This window comes from Ancylobacter mangrovi (assembly GCF_024752335.1).
GTDB lineage: Bacteria > Pseudomonadota > Alphaproteobacteria > Rhizobiales > Xanthobacteraceae > Ancylobacter > Ancylobacter mangrovi.
In genome coordinates, this window is the sequence record NZ_JANTHY010000003.1 from 564,477 (window position 1) to 587,168 (window position 22,692).

At 71.1% G+C, this 22,692-nt stretch carries 22 protein-coding genes; 17 read left to right on the plus strand and 5 right to left on the minus strand.

Annotated features, from left to right (window positions below; translation table 11 throughout):
• The first annotated feature begins 15 nt into the window (after positions 1-15).
• Positions 16-1,203 carry an arabinose transporter gene (locus NVS83_RS12270; protein WP_258739551.1) on the plus strand — a complete coding sequence of 396 codons (1,188 nt, stop codon included), beginning with the start codon at positions 16-18 and terminating at the stop codon, positions 1,201-1,203.
• A gap of 18 nt (positions 1,204-1,221) precedes the next feature.
• Here NVS83_RS12270 and NVS83_RS12275 read toward each other — a convergent pair whose 3' ends face one another.
• Positions 1,222-2,118: a LysR family transcriptional regulator gene (locus NVS83_RS12275; protein ID WP_258739552.1), complete on the minus strand. Its 897-nt coding sequence runs from the start codon at positions 2,116-2,118 to the stop codon at positions 1,222-1,224.
• A gap of 114 nt (positions 2,119-2,232) precedes the next feature.
• Here NVS83_RS12275 and NVS83_RS12280 point away from each other — a divergent pair, with 114 nt between their 5' ends.
• On the plus strand, positions 2,233-3,267 hold the full coding sequence (locus NVS83_RS12280) for an aldo/keto reductase (RefSeq protein WP_258739553.1): 1,035 nt from the start codon (positions 2,233-2,235) through the stop codon (positions 3,265-3,267).
• A 42-nt stretch (positions 3,268-3,309) separates the two neighbouring features.
• Positions 3,310-4,482 (plus strand): MFS transporter, encoded by a 1,173-nt coding sequence (locus NVS83_RS12285; protein ID WP_258739554.1) that lies wholly within the window; start codon positions 3,310-3,312, stop codon positions 4,480-4,482.
• 53 nt (positions 4,483-4,535) lie between these two features.
• On the opposite strand, the gene NVS83_RS12290 is transcribed toward NVS83_RS12285, so the two are convergent.
• Positions 4,536-4,976 carry an SRPBCC family protein gene (locus NVS83_RS12290; RefSeq protein WP_258739555.1) on the minus strand — a complete coding sequence of 147 codons (441 nt, stop codon included), beginning with the start codon at positions 4,974-4,976 and terminating at the stop codon, positions 4,536-4,538.
• 322 nt (positions 4,977-5,298) lie between these two features.
• On the opposite strand from NVS83_RS12290, the gene NVS83_RS12295 reads away from it, so the two are divergent.
• The 6 genes from NVS83_RS12295 (at position 5,299) to NVS83_RS12320 (ending at position 12,482) form a co-directional block, all read left to right on the plus strand.
• Positions 5,299-5,775 (plus strand): MarR family winged helix-turn-helix transcriptional regulator, encoded by a 477-nt coding sequence (locus tag NVS83_RS12295; protein ID WP_258732662.1) that lies wholly within the window; start codon positions 5,299-5,301, stop codon positions 5,773-5,775.
• 152 nt (positions 5,776-5,927) lie between these two features.
• Positions 5,928-7,325, plus strand: a complete 1,398-nt coding sequence (locus tag NVS83_RS12300) for a UbiD family decarboxylase (RefSeq protein ID WP_258732730.1) — start codon at positions 5,928-5,930, stop codon at positions 7,323-7,325.
• A gap of 52 nt (positions 7,326-7,377) precedes the next feature.
• On the plus strand, positions 7,378-8,373 hold the full coding sequence (locus NVS83_RS12305; RefSeq protein WP_258732663.1) for a TAXI family TRAP transporter solute-binding subunit: 996 nt from the start codon (positions 7,378-7,380) through the stop codon (positions 8,371-8,373).
• A gap of 43 nt (positions 8,374-8,416) precedes the next feature.
• Positions 8,417-10,342: a TRAP transporter permease gene (locus NVS83_RS12310; RefSeq protein ID WP_258739556.1), complete on the plus strand. Its 1,926-nt coding sequence runs from the start codon at positions 8,417-8,419 to the stop codon at positions 10,340-10,342.
• A 24-nt stretch (positions 10,343-10,366) separates the two neighbouring features.
• A complete protein-coding gene (locus NVS83_RS12315) occupies positions 10,367-11,872 on the plus strand; it encodes a chlorohydrolase family protein (RefSeq protein ID WP_258739557.1) in 1,506 nt (501 codons plus the stop codon).
• A gap of 13 nt (positions 11,873-11,885) precedes the next feature.
• On the plus strand, positions 11,886-12,482 hold the full coding sequence (locus tag NVS83_RS12320) for a UbiX family flavin prenyltransferase (protein ID WP_258739558.1): 597 nt from the start codon (positions 11,886-11,888) through the stop codon (positions 12,480-12,482).
• A gap of 16 nt (positions 12,483-12,498) precedes the next feature.
• Here the strand turns inward: NVS83_RS12320 and NVS83_RS12325 are convergent, their stop codons facing one another.
• Positions 12,499-13,137: a TetR/AcrR family transcriptional regulator gene (locus tag NVS83_RS12325; protein ID WP_258739559.1), complete on the minus strand. Its 639-nt coding sequence runs from the start codon at positions 13,135-13,137 to the stop codon at positions 12,499-12,501.
• 93 nt (positions 13,138-13,230) lie between these two features.
• Between NVS83_RS12325 and NVS83_RS12330 the strand changes: the two genes are divergently transcribed.
• From NVS83_RS12330 to NVS83_RS12340, 3 genes are all read left to right on the plus strand, one after another.
• The gene (locus NVS83_RS12330; RefSeq protein ID WP_258739560.1) at positions 13,231-13,905 is read left to right on the plus strand and encodes an O-methyltransferase; all 675 of its coding nucleotides are present in this window, start codon (positions 13,231-13,233) and stop codon (positions 13,903-13,905) included.
• 41 nt (positions 13,906-13,946) lie between these two features.
• On the plus strand, positions 13,947-14,684 hold the full coding sequence (locus tag NVS83_RS12335; RefSeq protein ID WP_258739561.1) for an SDR family oxidoreductase: 738 nt from the start codon (positions 13,947-13,949) through the stop codon (positions 14,682-14,684).
• Positions 14,685-14,819: 135 nt separating this feature from the next.
• The gene (locus NVS83_RS12340; RefSeq protein ID WP_258739562.1) at positions 14,820-15,866 is read left to right on the plus strand and encodes an AI-2E family transporter; all 1,047 of its coding nucleotides are present in this window, start codon (positions 14,820-14,822) and stop codon (positions 15,864-15,866) included.
• Between the two features lie 31 nt (positions 15,867-15,897).
• On the opposite strand, the gene NVS83_RS12345 is transcribed toward NVS83_RS12340, so the two are convergent.
• Positions 15,898-18,939, minus strand: coding sequence for an efflux RND transporter permease subunit (locus tag NVS83_RS12345; protein WP_374115058.1), 3,042 nt, complete (start codon positions 18,937-18,939; stop codon positions 15,898-15,900).
• Positions 18,939-20,027 (minus strand): efflux RND transporter periplasmic adaptor subunit, encoded by a 1,089-nt coding sequence (locus NVS83_RS12350; RefSeq protein WP_258739564.1) that lies wholly within the window; start codon positions 20,025-20,027, stop codon positions 18,939-18,941. The genes NVS83_RS12345 and NVS83_RS12350 overlap by 1 nt, the downstream gene beginning before the upstream one ends.
• Positions 20,028-20,345: 318 nt before the next feature.
• On the opposite strand from NVS83_RS12350, the gene NVS83_RS12355 reads away from it, so the two are divergent.
• From NVS83_RS12355 to NVS83_RS12375, 5 genes are read left to right on the plus strand one after another with little or no spacing between them, the layout of a single operon-like run.
• The gene (locus tag NVS83_RS12355) at positions 20,346-20,849 is read left to right on the plus strand and encodes a Na+/H+ antiporter subunit E (RefSeq protein ID WP_258739565.1); all 504 of its coding nucleotides are present in this window, start codon (positions 20,346-20,348) and stop codon (positions 20,847-20,849) included.
• Positions 20,842-21,102, plus strand: coding sequence for a monovalent cation/H+ antiporter complex subunit F (locus NVS83_RS12360; RefSeq protein WP_258739566.1), 261 nt, complete (start codon positions 20,842-20,844; stop codon positions 21,100-21,102). The genes NVS83_RS12355 and NVS83_RS12360 overlap by 8 nt, the downstream gene beginning before the upstream one ends.
• Entirely contained in the window at positions 21,099-21,425 is a 327-nt protein-coding gene (locus NVS83_RS12365; protein ID WP_258739567.1) for a monovalent cation/H(+) antiporter subunit G, read from the plus strand. The genes NVS83_RS12360 and NVS83_RS12365 overlap by 4 nt, the downstream gene beginning before the upstream one ends.
• Positions 21,422-22,348, plus strand: coding sequence for a hydrogenase subunit MbhD domain-containing protein (locus NVS83_RS12370; protein WP_258739568.1), 927 nt, complete (start codon positions 21,422-21,424; stop codon positions 22,346-22,348). The genes NVS83_RS12365 and NVS83_RS12370 overlap by 4 nt, the downstream gene beginning before the upstream one ends.
• Entirely contained in the window at positions 22,345-22,692 is a 348-nt protein-coding gene (locus NVS83_RS12375; protein WP_258739569.1) for an NADH-quinone oxidoreductase subunit K, read from the plus strand. The genes NVS83_RS12370 and NVS83_RS12375 overlap by 4 nt, the downstream gene beginning before the upstream one ends.

Sequence of the window (22,692 nt, forward strand, 5' to 3'; positions counted from 1 at the left end):
ACCTCGGGACCTTCGATGCCCTTCCAGTCCATCCGCGATCCGGCGCAGGCCCGCCTGCTGCTGCTCACCCTCATTCTCTTCCTTTCCTATCTGTGCGTCGGCATGGCGCTTCCCGTCGTGCCGGTGTTCGTCACCCGCCAGCTCGGCCTCGACAATGTCTGGGCCGGGCTCGGCGTGGGCATCGCCTTCCTCGCCACCATCCTCACGCGCGGCTATGCCGGCGGGCTCGCCGACCGGCGCGGGGCGAGGCTCGCGGCGGCGCGCGGGCTCGGCTTCTACGTGGCGGGCGCGCTGACCTCGCTCGGTGCGGGGCTGCTGACCCCGGCGCCGTGGACGGCGTTCGCGATCCTGCTCGCCGGCCGGCTGCTGCTCGGGCTGGGCGAGAGCCTGGTCGCCGTCGGCGTGATCGCCTGGGGCATCGGCCTCGTCGGCCCGGCGCGCTCGGGCCGGGTGCTGGCGCTGATCGGCGCGGCGATCTACGGCGCGCTGGCGCTCGGCGGGCCGGTCGGCCTCGTGCTGCTCGACCGTTTCGGCTTTTCAGGGGCGATGGCCGCGAGCGCGGTGCTGCCCTGCCTCGGCCTCGTCGCGATTGCGCGCCTGCCGGGTGTCGCCACGGTGCCGGCGGCGGCGCGCCCGTCCTTCTGGAGCGTGATCGGCCGGATCTGGCCGCACGGGGCGATCGTGTGCCTGCAGGGCATCGGCTTCGCCGCCATCGGGTCGTTCTTCACGCTCTATTTCCTCGACCGCGGCTGGGGCTATGCCGGGCTCGGGCTCACCGCCTTCGGCGCCGGCTTCGTGCTGGTGCGCCTGCTGCTCGGCCACCTGCCGGACCGCATCGGCGGCCTGCCGGTGGCGACCGGCTCGCTGGCGGTGGAGGCGCTCGGCCAGGCGTTGATCTGGAGCGCGCCGGGTCCGCTCACCGCCCTCGCCGGGGCGTTCCTGACCGGGCTCGGCTGCTCGATGATCTTCCCCTCCATGGGGCGGGAGGTGGTGCGGCTCGTTGCGCCGCATCTGCGCGGCACGGCGCTGGGCGGGTTCTCCGCCTTCCAGGACCTCGCCTATGGACTGACCGGGCCGCTGGCCGGGCTGCTCGCCGACCGCGCCGGCTATGGCCGCGTGTTCCTGATCGGCGCCGGCGCGGCGGCGGCCGGCCTGGTGATCGCGCTGGCGCTGCGGCGCGCGCGCTCGATGGTGTTCGAGTGAACGGGCCGGGGCCCGCGCTCAGCGCAGGCGCTCGGCCAGGAAGTCGACGAACACCCGCACCCGCGCCGGCATGTTGGCGCCGCCGACGAAGACGGCGTGGATCGGCTCGACGTCGCCCGGGTTAAACGCCTCGAGGAGGGGGACGAGCCGGCCGGCGGCGAGATCGTCGACGACGCCGAAATTGCCGACCCGGGTGATGCCGACCCCGTCCAGCGCGAGTTGGCCCAGCGTCTCGCCATTATTGGCCTCGATGTTCCCGGTCACGGTGAGCGCGTAGTCGCGCCCCTCGCGCCGGAACGGCCAGACCGGCTCGGCGCGGCGGAAGTTGAAGTTCAGGCAGTTGTGCCCGTGCAGGTCCTCGGGCACGCGCGGCGTGCCGTGCCGCGCCAGATAGGCGGGCGAGGCGACGACGCTGCGGCCGGTCTCGCCGATCCGGCGCGCGGTCAGCGCGCTGTCGGCCAGCGGGCCGAAGCGGATCGCCACGTCCGCCTGCCCGCCCGCCACGTCCACCACCGTGTCGGTCAGGCTGATGTCGACCAGTATGTGCGGGTAGCACCGGGCGAAGTCGCCCAGCAGCGGCACCACGCACAGGCGCCCGTGCGAGAAGGCGGCGCTGACACGCAACCGTCCGCGCGGCGCGCCCTGGTCGGCGATCACGCGCTCGGCCTCGTCGAGGTCGGCGAGGATGCGCCGCGCCGCGCCGAGATAGCCGAGCCCTTCCGCCGTCAGCGTCAGCGCCCGGGTTGAGCGGATCAGCAGCCGCACGCCGAGCCGCGCCTCGATGCGGTCGATGGTTCGGCTGATCGCCGAGGGGGTGAGGTGCAGCGCCCGCCCGGCGGCCGAGAAGCTGCCCGTGCGCGCCACCGCCGAGAACACTTCGAGCTCGCGCGCGCGATCCGCCCCGTCCATTCGCATCTTTGCGTCCAGATCAAAAATGTTTGGCCTCGGCCACGTCTACTGCGCCGCCGGGGCGTCGTCCATCTTTGCCGAAACGTCATCATCGACATCATCTCACTTCTGGAGGCGAGCTTGGAATATCGTCAGTTGGGTTCCTCCGGCCTGCGCGTCCCCGTACTCAGCTTCGGCGCCGGCACCTTCGGCGGCAGCGGGCCGCTGTTAAGCGCCTGGGGCCGCACCGACGCCGCCGAGGCGCGGCGGCTGGTCGACATCTGCCTCGAGGCCGGCGTCAACCTGTTCGACACCGCCGACGTCTATTCGGACGGGGCGTCGGAACAGGTGCTGGGCGAGGCCATCAAGGGGCGCCGCGACGCGGTGCTGATCTCCACCAAGACCGGCCTGCCGACCGGCGACGGTCCCCATGACTGGGGCGTTTCGCGCAGCCGGCTGATCCGGCAGGTCGAGGCGGCGCTGCGCCGGCTGGGCACCGACCATATCGACCTGCTGCAGCTTCACGCGCTCGACGCCTCGACCCCGGTCGAGGAGGTGCTCGCCACGCTCGACACCCTCGTCGCCGCGGGCAAGGTCCGCTACACCGGCGTGTCGAACTATCCCGGCTGGCAGCTCATGAAGGCGCTCGCCGCCGCCGACCGCGACGCGCGCCCGCGCTATGTCGCGCATCAGGTCTACTACTCGCTGATCGGGCGCGCCTACGAGGCCGACCTGATGCCGCTCGGCGCCGACCAGGGCGTCGGCGCGCTGGTGTGGAGCCCGCTCGGCTGGGGCCGGCTGACCGGAAAGATCCGGCGCGGCGCGCCGATCCCCGAGGGCAGCCGCCTGCACGAGACCGCGATCTTCGCCCCGCCGGTCGAGGACGAGCATCTCTACCGCGTCGTCGACGCGCTGGAGGCGGTGGCGGGCGAGACCGGCCGGAGCGTGCCGCAGATCGCCATCAACTGGCTGCTGCAGCGCCCGACCGTCGCCTCGGTCATCATCGGTGCCCGCAACGAGGAGCAGCTTCGCCAGAATCTCGGTGCCGTCGGCTGGTCGCTGACGCCCGAGCAGATGGCGCTGCTCGACGGCGCGAGCGACGTGCTGCCGGCCTATCCGCACACGCCCTACCGCCAGCAGGAAGGCTTCGCCCGCCTCAACCCGCCGCTGGTCTGACCGCAGGCTCCTGCTGCGCCCGTCTCTTCGAAGGCTTCGTCCATGAAACTCAATCCTCCCCTTCTCGCGCTGTCCGCCGGCGCCTTCGGCATCGGCGTCACCGAGTTCGCGCCGATGGGCCTGTTGCCGGTGATCGCCGGCGATCTCGGCGTGTCGATCCCGACCGCCGGGTTGCTCATCAGCGCCTATGCCATCGGCGTCATGCTGGGGGCGCCGCTGATGACGCTCACCACCGGCCGGGTCCCGCGCCGGACGTTGCTGATCGGCCTGATGGCGATCTTCACGCTCGGCAATCTGATGGCGGCGCTGTCGGACAGCTACGGCATGCTGCTGGCGGCGCGGCTCATCACCTCGCTCAATCACGGCGCCTTCTTCGGCGTCGGCTCGATCGTTGCCGCTGGCCTGGTGCCGGAGAACCGGCGCGCGGGCGCGGTCGCGGCGATGTTCATGGGGCTCACCATCGCCAATGTGGTCGGCGTGCCGCTGGCGACCTGGGTCGGCGACCTGATCGGCTGGCGCGCCGCCTTCTGGGGCATTGCCGGGCTCGGCGTCCTCGCCATGGCCTCGCTGCGCCTGACGCTGCCCTATGTGCCGGCCGAGGCGGGCGGGGACATGGTGTCCGAGCTCAGGGTGCTGGGGCGCGGGCCGGTGCTGCTGGCGCTCGCGCTCACCGTGCTGAGCGCCACCGCCATGTTCACCGTTTTCACCTATATCGCGCCGATCCTGCAGCAGGAGACCCATGCCTCGATCTCCTTCGTCACCGCGATGCTGGTGACCTATGGCGTCGGGCTGACGGTCGGCAACTGGCTCGGGGGGCGGTTCGCGGACCGGTCTGTCGACCGCACGCTGATCGTCACGCTGACCTCGCTCGCCGCGCTGCTGGTGGCGTTCGCGCTGGCGATGCCGTTCGCCGGGCCGAGCGCGGTGCTGATCTTCCTGTGGGGGGTGGCGAGCTTCGCGCTGGTGCCGCCGCTGCAGGTGCGGGTGATGACGGCCGCTTCGGCGGCGCCGAACCTCGCCTCCTCGATGAATATCGGCGCCTTCAACCTCGGCAATGCCGCTGGCGCGGCGCTGGGCGGGGCGGTGATCGGCGGCGGGCTGGGCTATCCGGCGGTCGCGCTCGCCGGCGCGGTGGCGGCCGCCTCAGGCCTCGTGCTGGTGCTGGCCATGACGCAGCGCCAGGGCCGGCGCGTCGCTGCCTGTCCCGCGCGCTGAGCGGAAACGCGGGCCGCTTCCCGGCGCACAGTTCGCGCCGGGAAGCCGGGCTCCTAGCGGATGTCCGGCTCGACCAGGTTGGCGAGGTTGCGCAGCGAATCCTGCCAGCCGAGATAGCACGCCTCGGGCGGGATGGCGTCCGGGATGCCGGCCTGCTCGATCTCGATCTCGGTGCCGACCGAGACCTTCTTCAGCGTGACGCTGACCCGCATCTCGCCGGGCAGGTTCGGGTCGTCGAAGCGGTCCGTGTAACGCAGGCGCTCGCCCGGCACGAGCTCGTCATAAGTGCCGCCGAAGGCGTGGCTGTCGCCGGTGGTGAAGTTGCGGAACGACATGCGGAAGCTGCCGCCGACCTTCGGCTCGAAATGGTGCACGGTGCAGGCGAAGCCGGCGGGCGGAAGCCATTTCGCCACCGCGTCCGGCTCGAGGAACGCGCGGTAGACCTTCTCCGGGCTGGTGGCCAGGACGCGATGCAGATGGATCGTGCTGGGCATCCCCGCTCCTCCTCACGACGTGGCGGCACGGCTCCCCGGAGCATCCCCGGGGCCGGCGCGGCGCAGAATGACCGCCGTGAAGGCAAAACGCCACTCCCCAGCGTCACGTCCCGCGCGCCCACCGGGGACCGGAAACCGGCCCGCGCGACGCCTCGATCCGGCGTGGCGAGCGGACGCCGACGAGAGGGGCTGCACATTTATCGGGCCGCGGGTTCCGTTGCGTCGTCTCCGCTCCGAGGCGCGCCGGCCGCGTGAAAACGCTTGGATTCCGCGCCCGTTTCGGCGAATGCGGAGGATCGACCGGGTCCAGCGGAGCAAGCGCGTGTCGGATGATGTGAAGATCGAGGGCGAGAGCCTGTTCCGGCGTCCCGGCTTCCTGGTGCGCCGGCTCCACCAGATCTATGTTGCGATCTACCTGAAGGAGTGCGAGCGCTTCGGCACCACGCCGGTGCAGACCAGCGTCATGCAGGTGCTGCGGATGAAGCCCGGCCTCGACCAGGCGGCGCTCGCCGCCGAGATCGGCATGGACCGCACCACCACCTCCAACGTGCTGACGCGGCTGGAGAAGCGGGGCGTGGTCCGGCGCGAGGAATCGCCCAAGGACCGGCGCCTGCGGCTCGCCTTCCTGACGCCGGAGGGCGCCGCCATGCTGGCCGAGATGCAGACCGCGCTCGACGCCGCGCATACGCGGCTTATCGCCCCGCTTCCGGCCGCCGAGCGGGCGCAGTTCATCCGCCACCTGTCCCTGCTGGTGGAGTCGAATAACGGTATGGGACGGACGGTCCTGCGCAATCTCTAGGCGCCTCCTGCCGAATGTTTGGCATTGAAAGCCCCTGAGTCGTCAGCAAACTGATGATCTCTGACGGCCGGCCCGACGCTCCGGATCAAGGTGGCGCGCACGGATGGCGGCAAGAACGTCAGTATACTGACGAGTTGACGGGGTGCTTGAGCGTGACCGACCGGGTGGATGATCAGAGCCTTCGCGGCTTCCTCGCGATGGTGCAGGAGCGCTTCCCCGAGGAATTCCTGCGGGTAAGCGAGCGGGTGGATTCGCGCCTGGTGCCGACGGCGATGGTGCTGGAGCTCGACCGCGCCGGGCAGAGTCCGGTGGTGATGTTCGACCGGCTGGGCGATTTCGACATGCCCTGCGTCACCAATGTCGCCGCCAACCGCCGGCTGCTCGCCGCCTGCCTCGGCGTCGAGCCCTCGGCGCTGCCGACCGCCTTCCGCGACCGCAGCCAGAACCCGATCCCCTGCGAGGTGGTGGAGCGGGCCGCGTGGGACGAGGTGGTGCTGGAGGGCGACGCGCTCGACCTGACGAAGCTGCCCATCCCCTACCAGTTCACGGTCGACGCGGCGCCCTACATCACCGCCGGCCAGGTCACGGCGCGCGACCCGCTCACCGGCGTCGACACGACCGGGTTTCACCGCCTGATGCTGAAGGACAAGAACCGGCTCGGCGTCTCGCTGCATTCGCGCCGGCGCATGTACGAGTATCACCGCCGGGCCGAGGAGCGCGGGGAATCGCTGCCCGCCGCCATCACCATCGGCGTGCACCCGCTCCACTATATGGGCTCGATGACCTACGCCTACGGCGCGGACGTGCGCAAATACGAGATCATCGGCGCGCTGTTCGGCGAGCCCTACCGGCTCGCCCGCTGCGGGGTCGGCGATCTTGAGGCGCCGGCCGGGGCGGAGATGGTGATCGAGGGCGAGATCCTCGCCGGCGTGCACGAGCCGGAGGGGCCGTTCGGCGAGTTCACCGGCTACGCCTCCTACCGCAGCACGCAGAACGTGTTCGTCGCCCACCGCCTGCGCATGCGCCGCGACGCCTTCTTCCACAGCGTCACCTCCGGCATGTCGAAGGACCACATCCTCATCTCCTGCGTCACCCGCGAGGGCGAGATCCTCAACGCGCTGCGCCGCAACCTGCCGAACGTGACCGGGGTGCACGTGCCGCACTCGACCTGCGGCGCGTTCCTCGCCGTGATCGCGATGAAGAAGACCGCCGAGGGCGAGCCGCAGATGGCGGCCATGGCGGCGCTCGCCACCGAGCTCTACACAAAATACGTGATCGTGGTGGACGACGACGTCGACATCTTCGACCTCAACGACGTGTTCTGGGCCATCGCCACCCGCGTCCATGCGGAGAAGGACATCTTCTTCGTGCCCGGCGCCAAGGGCGCGATCATCGACCCGAGCTCCGACCCGAAGGACTTCACCCTCACCAAGATGGGCATCGACGCCACCCGTCCCTCCGGGCGGGAATTCGCCGAGCGCCTGGTCGTTCCGGACGAGGCGCGCGAGCGCGCCCGTTCGATCCTCCGCGGAGCGGGAATCACCCTCTGACCCCGCATCGCCTCGCGCAACTGGCCAGTTCCGGCCGCCACAGGAGAAGACGATGAACAGACTGAGCGTTTTCTGCATGAGCCTGGCATTCGCGGCCACGACGGCCCTCAGCGCCGCGGTCGCGGACGAGCCCGTGAAGCTGCGCTTCGGCACGGTGGGCGTCGGCTCGGCCTGGTACAATTACGGCGCCGGCATCGCGGACCTCGTCGGTCCCAAGCTGCCCAAGGGCTCCACCATCGACGTGCTGCCGATCGCCGGCGGCGTGGGCAACATCAAGCTGATCCAGAACGGCGAGGCCGAGCTCGGCATCAGCTTCGCGGTCACCTCGGCGGAGGCCTGCGGCGGCTTCGGCACCTTCCCCGAGAAGCAGGACAAGGTGATGGGCCTGATCGGCGGGCTCGACACCTATTACTTCGGCACCTTCGTCACCAAGTCGTCCGGCGTCACCTCGTGGCAGGACATCGTCGACGGCAAGAACAAGTTCCACCTGCTGACCACCAAGGCCGGCGGCACCGGCGAGCAGGCGGTGCGCCAGGTGCTCTCGCTGATGGGCTCCAGCAAGGACGACGTCGCGGCCAAGGGCGGCATGATCGAGCCCTCCACCCGCTCGGGCACGGCCGAGATCATCAAGGACGGGCAGGCCGACGGCTGGGCGCATGTGGTGACCAAGGGCCACCCCGCCGCCACCCAGATCACCACCGTCAACGACATGATCATGATCCCGCTGCCGGACGACGTGATCAAGGGCATGGTGGAGAAGTACGGCTGGTCGGCGGTGACCGTGCCGCCGAACACCTTCAAGGGCCAGACCGAGCCGGTGAAGACGGTGCGCGCGGCCTCCAACATCCTGATCGCCAAGAGCGTGCCGGACGACGTCGCCTACACCTTCGCCAAGATGCTGGTGGAGAACGCCGCTGCGCTGCCGAAGATCCACGCCGCGCTGTCCGATTTCGATCCCAAGATGGCCGCCGACCCGGCGCTGAACGGCAATTGCCCGATCCATCCCGGCGCGGCCAAGTACTACCGCGAAGCCGGCCTGATGAAGTAGGCGCGGCAGGCGCCGGAATGAACCTCAGCGGAGGCCAGTAGCCATGGTTCTGTCTCCCCGCCACGCGAGGCTGCTGCTGGGCGCGATCGCCCTCGGCCTCGCCGCCGTGCAGTTCATTCCGGTCTTCATGGGCCGGGCGCTCTACGAGATCTCGCTGCTCTCGGCCCATGTCGGCGCGACCACCGCCATCGTCTACCTGATGGTTGGCCAGTCCGGCCGGCGCAAGGAAGGCGAGGGGGTGCCGGTGCTCGACCTCGTCTGCGCCCTGCTCGCGCTCGCCTGCGCGGTCTATTTCTTCCGCCAGGGCGGGCGCGTGGCGGAGCGGATCGAGGGCGTCGATCCGGTCTACACCTCCGACTACGTGTTCGGCATCGTGCTGATCCTGCTACTGGTCGAGGCCGCGCGGCGGATCGCCGGCATCGTGCTCGCCGCGCTCGCGGTGCTGTTCATCGTCTATGTCTTCGCCGGCCCGTATCTGCCGGGGCCGCTCGCCCATAGCGGCATGTCGCTGAAGCGCTTCATCGACCTGCAGGTGCTGTCCGACCAGGGCATCTTCGGCACGCCGATCTCGGCCTCGGCCAACATGGTGTTCTACTTCGTCATCGTCGGCGCGTTCCTGGAGCGCTCCGGGGCGGGGCGGCTGTTCGTCGATCTCGCCTATTGCGCCACCGGCCGCGCCTGGGGCGGGGCTGCGAAGGCGGGCGTGGTCTCCTCCGGCCTGTTCGGCACGGTGTCGGGCAGCGCGGTCGCGAACGTCCTGATGAGCGGGGTCGTCACCATCCCGCTGATGCGGCGCACCGGCTTCAAGGCCAATTTCGCCGGCGCGGTGGAGGCCACCGCCTCGACCGGCGGCCAGCTCGCTCCGCCGGTGATGGGGGCGGCGGCCTTCATCCTCGCCGACATCGTCGGCGTCAGCTACGGCACGGTGGCCTATGCCGCTATCGTGCCGGCGGCGCTGTTCTATCTCTCGCTCTACGTGCTGGTCGACAGCCATGCGCGCCGCCACGGCCTGGCGCCGAACAAGGACCTGCCGCTCGCCGAATCCTGGCGCGGCTTCCGCGAGCGCTGGCACGTGCTGCTGCCGCTGGTGCTGATGGTCTACCTGCTCACCTCGCAATATTCGCTGATGCGGGTCGGCGCCGTGACCATGGTGGCGATCATCGTGGTGAGCTGGCTGCGCCCCGTCACCCGGCTCGGCCTCAAGGACATCTATGCCGCGCTGGTCTCGGGCGCGCGCAGCGCGGCGGAGGTGGCGGTGCCCTCGGCGGTCGCCGGCATCATCGTCGGCGCGCTGGTGCACACCGGCATGGCGTTGCATCTCGAACGCTGGCTGCTCGACGTCGCCGGCAGCTCGCTGTTCGTCTCGCTGCTGGGGGCGATGTTCCTGACGCTGGTGTTCGGCATGGGCATGCCGACCGCCGCCGCCTATCTGGTCGCCGCCATCCTGGTCGGCCCGGCGCTGCAGAATCTCGGCGTGCCGCCGCTGGAGGCGCATCTGTTCATCTTCTACTTCTCGGTGCTGTCGATGGTGACGCCGCCGGTGGCGCTCGCCGCCTATGCCGCGGCCGGGGTGAGCGGGGGCTCGCTGTGGACCACCGGACTGATCTCGTTCGGCCTTGCCATTCCCGGCTTCGTCATCCCCTTCGCCTTCGTGTCCGATCCTTCGCTGCTGCTGCAGGGCGACGCGCTCGACATCGTGCGCACGGTCGGCACCGCGGTGGTCGGGGTGTGCGCGACCGCCGCCGCGTCGGGCGGGTTCGCGCTCGGCCGGCTGTCGGCGCCCGCGCGCGCGGCGCTGTTCGCCGGCGGCGTGCTGCTGATCGTGCCGGACAACGCCTCCGAGATCGCCGGCCTCGTCCTGCTCGTGCTGGTGATGGGCTGGCAACTGCGCTTCGCCCGCGGGCAGGCGGGCGCGGCGGGCGGCGGGGCGGCAAAGCCCGACGCCTGCTCCGAGACATCCACCTCCTGAAGAGTCCGAGGGATCGCTCGTCCGATGCGTACGAAAATCGAAGCCGGCTGGATCGTCGGCCATGAGAAGGGCCACCACACGCTGCTGCGCGACGGCGTGGTGGTGTTCGAGGGCAGCCGGATCATCCATGTCGGCCCCTCCTTCGAGGGCGAGGTGGACCGCACGATCGACGCCCGGGGCAAGCTCGTCACGCCCGGCTTCATCGACACCCATGTGCATTCGGGCCACCGCGCCTCGCACCGGCTGATCTCCGATACCGGCCGGCCGATCTATTACGGCCAGCCCTTCCTCGAGATCAGCGTGCCGAAGGAAGGCGCGACGGTGAGCGGGGATGCGCGTTACCTCAAGCACGGCGATCCCGGGGCGGAGGCGGCGTTCGCCCGCAACGCCACCTTCACCGTGGCCGAGCTGCTGCGCAACGGCGTGACGACCTTCATCGAGTTCGGCAGCCAGCTCAAGGTGCAGGACGCGCTGCTGGCGGAGGTCTCCCGGCTCGGCACCCGCGCCTATCTGGCGCCGGGCTATGATTGCGGGCGCTGGGTGGGCGACGAGCAGGGCAGGCTGAAGCGGGTGCGCGACGAGAAGCTCGGCCTCGACGGGCTCGAAGTGGCGCTCGACTGGATCGCCCGCAACGACGGCGCCGCCGGCGGGCGGGTGCGCGGCATATTGGTGCCGCGCGAGGTGGAGACGGCGAGCCTCGAGCTGCTGCGCCGCACCCGCGAGGCGGCGGACGAACTCGGCCTGCCGATGGCGACCCACGCCGCCTACAGCGTGATCGAGTTCTACGAGACCGTGCGCGAATACATGATGACGCCGATCGAGGTGCTGGACAGCCTCGGCATGCTGCGCCCGACGCTGAACATCGGCCACGGCAACTTCATCTCCGACAACCCGAACCTGAACTTCGCGCGCAAGGACGATCTGCGCCTGATGGGCGAGGCGGGTGTCAGCATCTCCCACTGCCCGATCAACATCGTGCGGCGCTCGCGCACGCTGGACAGCTGGGAGAGCTACCGCGCGGCGGGGGTGAACATCTCGATCGGCTCGGACACCTATCCGCGCGACATGATCATGAACATGCGCACCGCCTCCTACCTCGGCAAGGTGATGAGCCACACCTACCTCGCCGCCACGGCCGGCCAGGCGCTGGAGGCGGCGACGCTGGGCGGCGCCCGCTCGGTGGGGCGCGACGACCTCGGGCGCCTCGCGCCGGGCGCGCTCGCCGACATCGTCATCATCGACCAGTCGGGCCGCAACTCGCTGCGCTACGGGCCGGTGCGCGACCCGGTCAAGAGCCTCGTCGAATGCGGCGTGGGCGACGACGTGGACACGGTGATCGTCGACGGCGAGATCCGCATGGAGAACGGCATCATTCCCGGCGTCGACTTCGGAGAGCTGAACGCCTGGGCGCAGCAGGCGGGCGAGGCGGTGTGGGACAGCCTTGCGCAATGGGACCCGCTCGGGCGCAGCGCCGAGGAGGCCTGCCCCTGGTGCTACCCCGCCGCCGGCTTCGCCTGCGAGGCGGTGTGAGGGACGCGCGCGGATGAGCGGGGGGACGAAACCGATCATCGTCGGCATCAGCGGCGCCTCGGGGGCGGTGCTCGGGGTGCGGCTGCTCGACGTGCTGGCGGGCCTCGGCATCGAGAGCCATCTGGTGATGACGCGCTCGGCGCAGGTGACGCTGGCGCACGAGACCGACCTGAAGGTGGCGGACGTGCATGCGCGCGCCAGCGTGGTCCATTCGGTGGACAATATCGGCGCGGCGATCTCGAGCGGCTCATTCCCGACCGCCGGCATGATCGTCGCCCCGTGCTCGATCCGCTCGCTGTCGGAGATCGCCACCGGCGTGACCTCCAACCTGCTGACCCGGGCCGCCGACGTGGTGCTGAAGGAGCGCCGGCGGCTGGTGCTGCTGGTGCGCGAGACGCCGCTCCATCTCGGCCATCTGCGCTCGATGACGCAAGCGACCGAGATGGGCGCCATCGTCATGCCGCCGGTGCCCGGCTTCTATGTGCGCCCTGAGAGCGTCGACGACATCGTCGACCACACGATCGGGCGCGCGCTCGACCTGTTCGGCATCGATGCCGGCATCTTCCGGCGCTGGACCGGCGCCCGCATGCCCTCGCCGGGACGGGACTGACGGCCGGGGGGCGTCGCTATGCCGGGCGGCGCTCGATCTCCCGCAGATAGGCGCAGAACATGTCGGCCATCGCCCCCGCATAGGCGGCGATCTCGGCCGGCCTGCGCGGGCTTTCCGAGAATTCCTTGGCGGCCGCGCCGAGCGTGGTGATGATCACCTCGCCGGCGAGTTCGCGCGTCGCCTCGGCGACTCCCGGCAGGGCCTCGCGCATGAAGCGGTGGAACAGCCGGTCGCCGGAAGCCATCACCTCCTCCACCTCGGGCGCGTCGCGGTAAAGCGGGGCGGCGTCGTCGAGCGCCCCGCGCATCGGCGCCTCGTCGCATTCCGAGCGCACGAAGGCCTCGACCAGCCGCCGCAGCCGGTCGAGCGGCGGTGTGCCGCCATCCTCGAGGATGGTGCGCATCAGTTCGATGGTCTGGTGCCATTCCTCGCTCTGCAGGCGGAACAGGATCGCCGCCTTGTTGGGGAAGTACTGGTAGAGCGAGCCGATGCTCACCCCCGCCTTCTCCGCCACCCGCGCGGTGGTGAAACGCGCCGCCCCTTCGCTCGCCAGAACCTGAGCCGCCGCGTCCAGAATCGCCGCGACGAGCGCTTCCGAGCGCGCCTGCCGGGGGCGTTTACGAAACGATATCAGCGGCTTGGGGCGGTCGGCCACGGGGCGCTCCGGGAATGCGAATAGAGAACGCGAGTAATTCGTCGTATTTATAACCCAACACGACATCGCGTTTCTTTGCAACCGGAGACACCCATGACCACCCTGACCACGGCGCCGGTGGCGCCGCTCATCGCGGAACTGTTCGCGCAGGCCGAGAATGCCTGGTCGGCGACGCCCTCGGTCGCCACCTACTGGTCGGCGCTGACCGTGCCCGAGCGCGACCGGCTGATGCGCAGCACCACGGACTATGCCGACCTCTACGCGCGCCTGAAGGACCTGCCGCTCGCCGTCTCGCCGCAGACCGGGACGCTGCTCTACATGCTGGCGCGGGCCACGCGGGCCCGCAGCATCGTCGAGTTCGGCACGTCGTTCGGCGTTTCGACCCTGCACCTCGCGGCGGCGCTGAGGGACAATGGCGGCGGCCGGCTGATCACCAGCGAGTTCGAGCCCTCCAAGGTGGCGCGGGCGCGCGCGAACCTTGCGGCCGGCGGCCTCGACGATCTCGTCGAATTCCGGCCGGGCGACGCGCTCGAGACGCTCGCCGTCGACCTTCCCGAGAGCGTCGACCTGCTGCTGCTCGACGGCGCCAAGGGCCTCTATGCCGCGGTGCTGGAACTGGTCGAGGACCGGCTGCGGCCCGGTGCGCTGGTGGTCGCCGACAACGCCGATTTCTGCCCGGACTATCTCGAGCGCGTGCGCTCGCCCGAGCAGGGCTACCTGTCGGTGCCGTTCGGTGGCGACGTCGAGGTCTCGATGCGGATCGCCTGAACCGTCCTGCCGCCCGCGGTTTAAGACAAGGTCATCCCATCATGTCCGACACCCTCCGAACCGCGATCGTCGCCGGCGCCTCCAGGGGCATTGGCGCGGCGCTCGCCCGCCGCCTCGCCGCCGACGGCTTCCGCACGGTGGTCAATTACGCCTCCAGCGCCAATGAGGCGGAGGCGGTGGTCGCCGCCATCGAGGCGGCCGGCGGGAGCGCCATCGCCCTGCGCGCCGACGTCGCCGATCCTTCGGCCGTGGCCGATCTGTTCGACCGCGCGGAGGCCGCCTTCGGCCCGGTCGACGTGCTGGTGAACAATGCCGGCATCAGCGCGATCGCGCCGCTGGCGGCGGTCACCGACGACGACTTCCGGCGCGTCGTCGCGGTCAATCTCACAGGCGCGTTCAACGGCATGCGCGAGGGTGCGCGGCGCGTGCGCGACGACGGGCGGATCATCAACCTCTCGACCAGCCTGATCGGCGCGTATCTGCCCGCGCACGGCGTCTATGTGGCGACCAAGGCGGCGGTGGAGGGGTTGACCCATGTGCTGGCAAAGGAACTCGGTCCCCGCCGAGTGACGGTCAACGCGGTGGCGCCGGGCCCGGTCGGCACCGAGCTGTTCTATGCCGGCCGCTCGCCGGAGATGGTCCAGCGCCTCGTCGCCGACATCCCGCTCGGCCGGCTGGGCGAGCCGGACGACGTCGCCCGCGTGGTCTCCTTCCTCGCCGGGCCGGACGGCGGCTGGGTGAGCGGGCAGGTCATCAAGGCGAATGGCGGGCGCAACTGACGCCCGTCGGCCCTGCCTTGCGCGGATGACGCGCGACCGCACGCGCCGCCTTGTGGGCAAGTCGGCCGCGGGGCGATTATCCGTGCCGCCGCTTGCCTTATCCGGCTATGGTGAGGCGACGGCCGATAGGTGTCCATGAGCGTGCGTGCCACTTCCATTCTGCTCGGTATCTGCGCCGCGGTCCTTGCCGGCGGGGCGTGCTATTTCGCGCGCTCGCTGATCGCGCCGGTGGCGTTCGCGCTGTTCGTGATCGCCCTCGTCTGGCCGCTCCAGGCCCGGCTGCAGGCGCGCATGGCGAAGCTGCCGGCGATGGCGATCAGCCTCTCGGTGACCATCCTCGTCATCGGGGCGCTCGGCTACGCCACCGTATGGGGGCTGAGCCAGACCGGGCGCTGGCTGATCGTCAACGCCGCCCGCTTCCAGGCCATCTATACCGAGACCACCACCTGGCTCGAGGGCCACGGCCTGTACTCCGCCGGCATGCTGGCGGACACCTTCAACGTCGGCTGGCTGATCGGCATGTTCCAGGGGCTGGCCGGGCGGCTGAATGCGATGCTCGGCTTCGCGGTGGTGACGCTGGTCTATGTGATGCTCGGCCTGCTCGAGGTCGACATCATGCGCGCCAAGCTCGCCGGCGAGGCGGGCGAGGCGGGGCGCCGGCTGCTGCGCGCGAGCGCGGCGGTGGCGGCGAAGTTCCGCACCTACATGATGGTGCGCACGGTGATGAGCGTGCTCACCGGCCTGTTCGTGTGGGCGGTGACGGCGGCGCTCGGGCTCGACCTTGCGCCGGCCTTCGGCGTGATCGCCTTCGCGCTGAACTACATCCCCTTCATCGGACCGCTGGTGGCGACGCTGCTGCCGACCTTCTTCTCGCTGGCGCAGTTCGGCTCGTGGGAGACGGCGGTGCTGGTGTTCGTCGCCATGAACGTGATCCAGTTCTTCTCCGGCAGCTATATCGAGCCGCGCGTGGCGGGCCGGGCGCTCGCCATGTCGCCGTTCCTCGTGCTGCTGTCGGTGTTCTTCTGGTCCTTCATGTGGGGCATGGCCGGTGCCTTCATCGGTGTGCCGCTGGTGATCGCCGCGCTCACCTTCTGCGAGGAGGGCGAGGAGACGCGCTGGATCGCGCGGCTGTTGTCGGGCCGCGAGGAGCCGCCCGCCGACGCGGTGGCCGGGCCGCTCTAGCCGGGCGACTTCGGCAGGGCGTTGCGCGGGCTCAGGGCGTCGCCGGCGGGCTCCGCTCGCGGCTGGTGGCGAGGTAGAGCGCCGGCAGGAACAGCAGCGTCAGCAGGGTGGCGACCAGCAGCCCGCCCATGATGGCGAACGCCATCGGCCCCCAGAACACGGTCGGGGCGATCGGGATCATGCCGAGCACGGTGGAGACGGCGGTCAGCATGATCGGCGTGAAGCGGGCGCAGGAGGCGTCGACCACCGCCTCGCGCACGGCCTTGCCGGCGGCGCGCTCGGCCTCGATCTGGCCGATCAGGATGACGGCGTTCTTGATGATCATGCCGATCAGCGCCAGCACGCCGAGAATGGCGACGAAGCCGAGCGGCCGGTTGGAGACCAGCAGCGCCAGCACCACGCCGATCAGCCCCAGCGGGGCGACGCTGAGCACGATGAAGGTGAGCGAGAAGCGGCGGAGCTGGAACATCAGCACGGTGAGCATGATGAGCAGCATCAGCGGCACCACCGCCTGCACCGAGGCGAGCGAGGAGGCGCTCTCCTCGACCGTGCCGCCGGTCTCGATGCGGTAGCCGGCCGGCAGGGTCTCCGCCAGCTCGGCGATCCTGGGGCCGAGCTGGGCCACCACCGTCTCGGGCAGGACGCCCTCGACGATGTCGGACTGGACGGTGAGGGTGGGCAGCCGGTCGCGGCGCCAGACCAGCGGCTGGGTCTGGGCGTAGTCGAAGGTGGCGAACTGGCTCAGCGGCACGGTGCGCCCGCCGGGCAGAGGCACCTGCAGCGTGCGCAGCGTGTCGAGCGAGACGCGCTGCTCGTCGGTCGCGCGCAGCACCACGTTGACGAGATAGATGTCGTCGCGCACCTGGGTCACCGGCGCGCCGGTGACCACCGTGTTCAGCACCGCGCCGATGGCGGCGGTGGAGAGGCCGAGCAGCCGGGCCTGGTCCTGGTTCACATGGACGCGGATCTCGCGCGCGGGCTCGATCCAGTCATAGTTGACGGTGCGCGTCAGCGGGTCGGCGGCGATGACCTCGGCGAGCTTCAGCGCGATGTCGCGCACCTGGGTGAGGTCGGTGCCGACCACGCGGTACTGGATCGGCCAGCCCACCGGCGGGCCGAGTTCCAGCGGCGAGACGCGGCTCACCACCGAGGGGAAGTCCTCCGCCAGCAGCTTGACGAGACGCGCGTGCAGGCGCTCGCGCGCCTCGACGTCCTTCGCCACCACCACCGCCTGGCCGAAGAAGTCGTTGGGAAGATGGGCGTTGAGCGGCAGGTAGAAGCGGATGGCGCCGCGCCCGACATAGCCGCTCCAGCGGTCGACGTCGGGATCGCCCTTCAGCGCCGCGTCGAGCCGCTCCATCGCCCGCTCGGTGGCGTAGATGGAGGCGTTCTGCGGCAGCTGGAGGTCGACCAGCAGCTCGGGCCGGTCGGAGGAGGGGAAGAACTGGCGCGGGATCAGCGGCATCAGCAGCACCGCGGCGACGAACAGCGCCAGCGTGATCGCCACCGTGATCCAGCGCGCGGCGAGCGCGGCCGAGAGCAGGCCACGATAGACCCGCATCACCCGTCCCGGCTCGCCGCCGGCGCCCTTCGGCGGCTTCAGGATGACGAGGCCGATCAGCGGCGCGAACAGCACCGCCACCAGCCACGACACCAGCAGCGCGACCGCCACCACCGCGAACAGGGTGAAGGTGTACTCGCCCGCCGAGGAGGCGGCGAAACCTACCGGCACGAAGCCGGCGATGGTCACCAGCGTGCCGGCCAGCATGGCGAAGGCATAGGTCCTGAACGCGTAGACCGCCGCCACTTCCTTGCGCTCGCCGGCCGCGAGGCGCCCGAGCGTGGCGTCGGTGGTGGTCATGGCATCGTCCACCATCAGCGCCAGCGCGATGATGAGTGCGCCGAGCGAGATGCGCTGCATGTCGATGTTGAGCAGCCACATGACGGCGAACACGCCGGCCAGCGTCAGCGGGATGGTGAGCGCCACCATCAGCCCGGCGCGCAGGCCGAGGGCGATGAAGCTGACCACCAGGATGATGAGGATCGCCTGCCAGAGCGATGTCATGAATTCGGTGATGGCGCTGCGCACCGTCACCGCCTGGTCGGCGACGAGGTGGGGCTCGATGCCGATCGGCAGCTCGGCCGTGATCTCGGCCATGGCCTGCTCGACATTGTGCCCGAGCTGTAGGATGTCGCCGCCCTCGCGCATCGAGATGGCGAGGCCGATCGCCGGCTCGCCATTGACGCGGAACATCGGCCGCGGCGGGTCGACATAGCCGCGCCGCACGGTGGCGATGTCGGACAGGCGCAGCATCCGCCCGCCCACGGCGAAATTGATGTTGGCGATGTCCTGTTCGGAGCCGAAGGCGCCGGTGACGTCGATCGCCAGCTTCTCGTCGCCGGTCTGGATGGTGCCGGCGGGCTGCACCACGTTCTGCGCCTGCAGCGCGGCGACCAGCGCGCTGCGGTCGATGCCGAGCGTCGCCAGCTCGCGCATCGAGAACTCGACGAAGATCTGCTCGTCCTGCTCGCCCAGCAGCTCGATCTTGGCGACGTCCGGCACGTTGAGCAGCCGCGAGCGCGCCCGCTCGACATAGTCGCGCAGCTCGCGATGGGTGAAGCCGTCGGCGGTGAAGCCGTAGATCAGGCCGAACGTGTCGCCGAACTCATCGTTGAAGCCGGGGCCCACCACCCCCGCCGGCAGGGTGTGGCGCATGTCGCCGACGCTTTTTCGCACATGGTACCAGACGTCCGGCACCTCGGCGGCGGTGGTGCTGTCCTTGAGGTCGACGAAGATGGTGGTGACGCCGGGCCGGGTATAGCTGCGGATATGGTCGAGATTCGGCGTCTCCTGCAGCGTGCGCTCGAGCCGCTCGGTCACCTGCTGCAGCGTGTCCTCGATGCTCGCGCCCGGCCAGGCGGCCTGCACCACCATGGTCTTGATGACGAAGGAGGGGTCCTCGGCGCGGCCGAGCCGGGAATAGGCGAACAGGCCGGCGCCGACGACCGCGATCATGAAGTAGATGACCAGCGAGCGCTCGCGCACCGCCCATTCGGAAAGGTTGAAGCGCATCATGACCCCGCGCCGAGCAGGCGGACCTTCTGCCCGGGATGCAGCGCCTGCACCCCGGCCGTGACCACCACCTCGCCGGCCGACAGGCCCGAGGCGACGCCGACCTCGGCCGGCGAGAAGCTGCCCACCTCGATGTTGCGCAGCGCGACCGTCTGGCTGGCGGGATCGACCACCCAGACCGCCGGCTTGCCGTTGGCCGCGGTGAGGGCGGAGGCGGGGATCTCGATCATCGGGTCGTTGGAGAGCCGCACCCGGCCGTCGACGGTGGCGCCGAGCCGCATCGCTTCCGGCGGGTTGTCGAGGCCGACGCGCACGCGGAAGGTGCGGGTCACCGGGTCGGCCTGCGGCGCCACCTCGCGCACGCGGCCGGTGGCGGTCACGCCCGGGTCGTCGCTGAGCGAGACGGTGATGACCGCGTCGGCCGGCGACGAGCGCAGCATCTGCGCGGGCACGTCGAACACCGCGTCGCGCCCGCCCTTGCGGGCGAGCTGAAGGATCATCTGCCCGGCCTGCACCACCTCGCCGGGCTCGGCGCCGCGGGCGGTCACGGTGCCGGGCGCGTCGGCGACGAGGTCGGTGTAGCCGACATTGTCCTCGGCGATCTTGAGCTGCGCCTCGGCGTCGTCCACCGCCGACTGCGCCGCCTGCTGGGCGGTGCGCGCGGCGTCGTGATTGGCGCGGGTGGTGAAGCCGCTGGCGATCAGCCGGTCCTGCCGCTCGAAGGTGTTGGCCGCGGTGACGAGCTGGCTCTCGGCGGCGGTGAGCGCCGCGCGCGCCGAGCGCAGCGTGTTGAGCGCGTTTTGCGGGTCGAGGCGGGCGACCACCTGGCCCGCCTTCACCTGGTCGCCGACATTGGCGCTGCGCTCGATCATCCGTCCGCCGACGCGGAAGGAGAGGGCGGCCTGGTCCTGGGCCTCGACCTGGCCGGTAAAGGTGACGAGCTGGCCGCCCTGGCCCTTGTCGACCGTGATCACGCGGACCGGGCGCGGGGGCGGCGCCTCCGCTTCCGTCTGCTCGCCGCAACCCGCGAGAAGAAGAGACGCGACGAGTGCAACGACACTCGCCCAGGGCCCCGCCGCCGTCGTCATGCCGTTCCGTCCTCTCGCCATGCCTCGCCCCGGGGATATGACGATCCACCGGCCCGGCACCCGGAATCGCGGGCGCGTCCTCGCGCCTCGACGGCCGGCTGCCGCAACTGAGCGGCACCATTATACACGGGTGAAAGGCGAAGAAAGCCGCGTTCCGTCCCGATCCTGTGCGCGATGTCCCGCCAGGCGGAGAATTCGTGTGCAGCGCACAAGACGATGGCCCGGCACTATTGCCACGGGCCGGCCTCGTTCGGCACAGTAGCTCACACCGGCGGCCGGGCGACGGTCGCCGCCGCCCCTGCGGGAGCCCGTGCCAAGGTGCCACGTCCCTCGCCCCTGTCTTCGCTCCGGCACGGCGCGCCGCGCGCCGTGGCCTTCCTCGCGCTCTGGCTGGTGCTGCATGGCGGCGGCGCGGGGGCGCTGGCGGTCGGCGCGATGACCGCGCTGGCTGCGACCCGGCTCAGCCTCGCCCTGCTGCCGCCCGGCCCCGGGCGGATCGCCTGGGGGCGGCTCGCAGGGCTCGCCGTGGGCTTTCCCGGGCAGTCGCTGCGCGCGGGCCTCGAGGTCGCGCGGCTCGCGCTCGCCCCCGCCCCGCGGCTGCGGCCCGGCCTCGTCGCCTGCCCGGCACGGCTTCCCGCCGGCACCGCGCGCGACGTGTTCCACGCCTATCTGAGCCTGCAGCCGGGCACGCTGCCGGTGGGAATGCGCGACGCGCGCACCGTGCTCATCCATGCGCTCGACCTCGACCGGCCGGTGACGCGCGAGGTCGCTGCCGCCGAGGTCGGGCTCATGCGCATCCGGGAGTCGCGCGCCGATGGCTGAGTTCCTGACCGCGGCCGCGCTCGTGCTGGTCGTGCTGGCGGCGGTCGGCCTCATATGGCTGCTGCGCGCGCCGAGCGTCGTCGAGCGCATGATGGCGGTGCAGCTCGCCGGCACGGCGGGCACGGGCGTCGCGCTGCTGCTCGCCATCGCGCAGGGCATGGATGCGATCATCGACGTCGCGCTGGTGCTGGCGGTGCTCGCCGCCTTCGGCGCCGCTGCGCTGGCAAGCGCCGCCGGGACGCCTTCGTCATGAGCCTGCTGGCGAACATCTTCACCGTGGTCGCGGTGACGGCAGGGCTCGGCTTCTTCCTCGCCGGCACGGCCGGGCTGCTGCGCTTTCCCGACGCGCTCTCGCGCCTGCACGCGCTGACCAAGGCCGACAATCTCGGCCTCGGCCTGATCGTGCTGGGTCTGATGCCGCAGGCCGGAAGCCTCGGCGGGGCGCTGAAGCTGGTTGCGGTTTGGCTGCTGGCGCTCGGCGCCGGCGGCATCGCCGGGCAGATGATCGCGCAGATCGTGAACGGCCGCGGGAAGCGCGGGGCGCCCGAAACGATCCATGGCGGGCGGGAGGGATGAACGCGACGCTCGACGCGGTGCTCACCCTGATGCTGCCGGTGATGGCGCTGTTCAGCCTGAACGCGCGTGACGAGCGCTCGGCGGTGATCGGCTTCATGGCGCTCGGCCTGCTGCTGGCGCTCGTCTGGGTGCGGCTCGGCGCGGTCGACGTCGCGCTCACCGAGGCGGCGATCGGCGCGCTGACGGGCGTGCTGCTGCTCGGCGCGGCCTCTACCGCCGTTGCCGCCGCCGCGCCGCGTTTGTGCTCCCCGCTCCTGCGGGGGCTGCTCGCCATCGCCCCGACGCTGGTCGCCGCCGGCGTCGCCGTGATCGTCGCCGGCGCGCCCGACCCGGCGCCGAGCCTCGCCGCGGCGGCGGCGGCCCATCTCGGCGCGCTGGAGCTCGGCAACCCGGTGACGGCGGTGCTGCTCGCCTATCGCGCCCTCGACACGCTGCTGGAGACGGTGGTCGTGCTGCTGGCGCTGATCGGCGTCTGGTCGCTGGCGGGCGAGGGGGAATGGCGCGGCGCGCCCGCTGCACCCGGCGGCACGGCGAGCCGGCCGCTGGTGCTGCTCGCGCGCCTGCTGCCGCCGGTCGGGCTGGTGGTCGCGGTCCACCTGCTGTGGGCGGGGGCGGAAGCGCCGGGCGGCAAGTTCCAGGCGGCGACGCTGATCGCCGCCATGTGGCTGCTGGTGTTGATGGCGGGGCTGCGTGCGCCGCCGAAGCTCGGCGGGGCGAGGCTGCGCGGGCTGATCGCCGCCGGGCCGGCGGTGTTCATCGCCATCGGCCTCGCCGGCTTCCTCGTGCCGGGGCAGTTCCTCGCCTATCCCGAAGGCTGGGCCAAGGCGGCGATCATCGTCATCGAGGTCGCGCTCACCGCCTCGCTCGCCGCCATGCTGGCGCTGATCGTGCTGGGGCCGGGCACCGGGGAGCGGCGGACATGAGCGGGCCGCTGCTCTACGGCCTCGCCGCCGCCGCGCTGATCGGGCTCGGGCTCCACGGCGTTCTCGCCCATGCCGCGCCGCTGCGCCGGGTGCTGGCGTTCAACCTGGTGGGGGCCGGCGTCTTCCTGCTGTTCGGCGTCGGCGCGCGGCGCGGCGCCGCGGCCGGACTGCCGGGCGATCCGGTGCCGCAGGCGCTGGTCATCACCGGCATCGTCGTCGCCTTCGCCGCCACCGCACTCGCCGTGGCGCTTATCCGGCGCCTCGCCATCCTGCGCGCGGCGGCTGCCGGCACGCCGCAGGAGGGGACCGCGCCGACCGCCGCCCCGCCGCGGGAGACGCGCTGA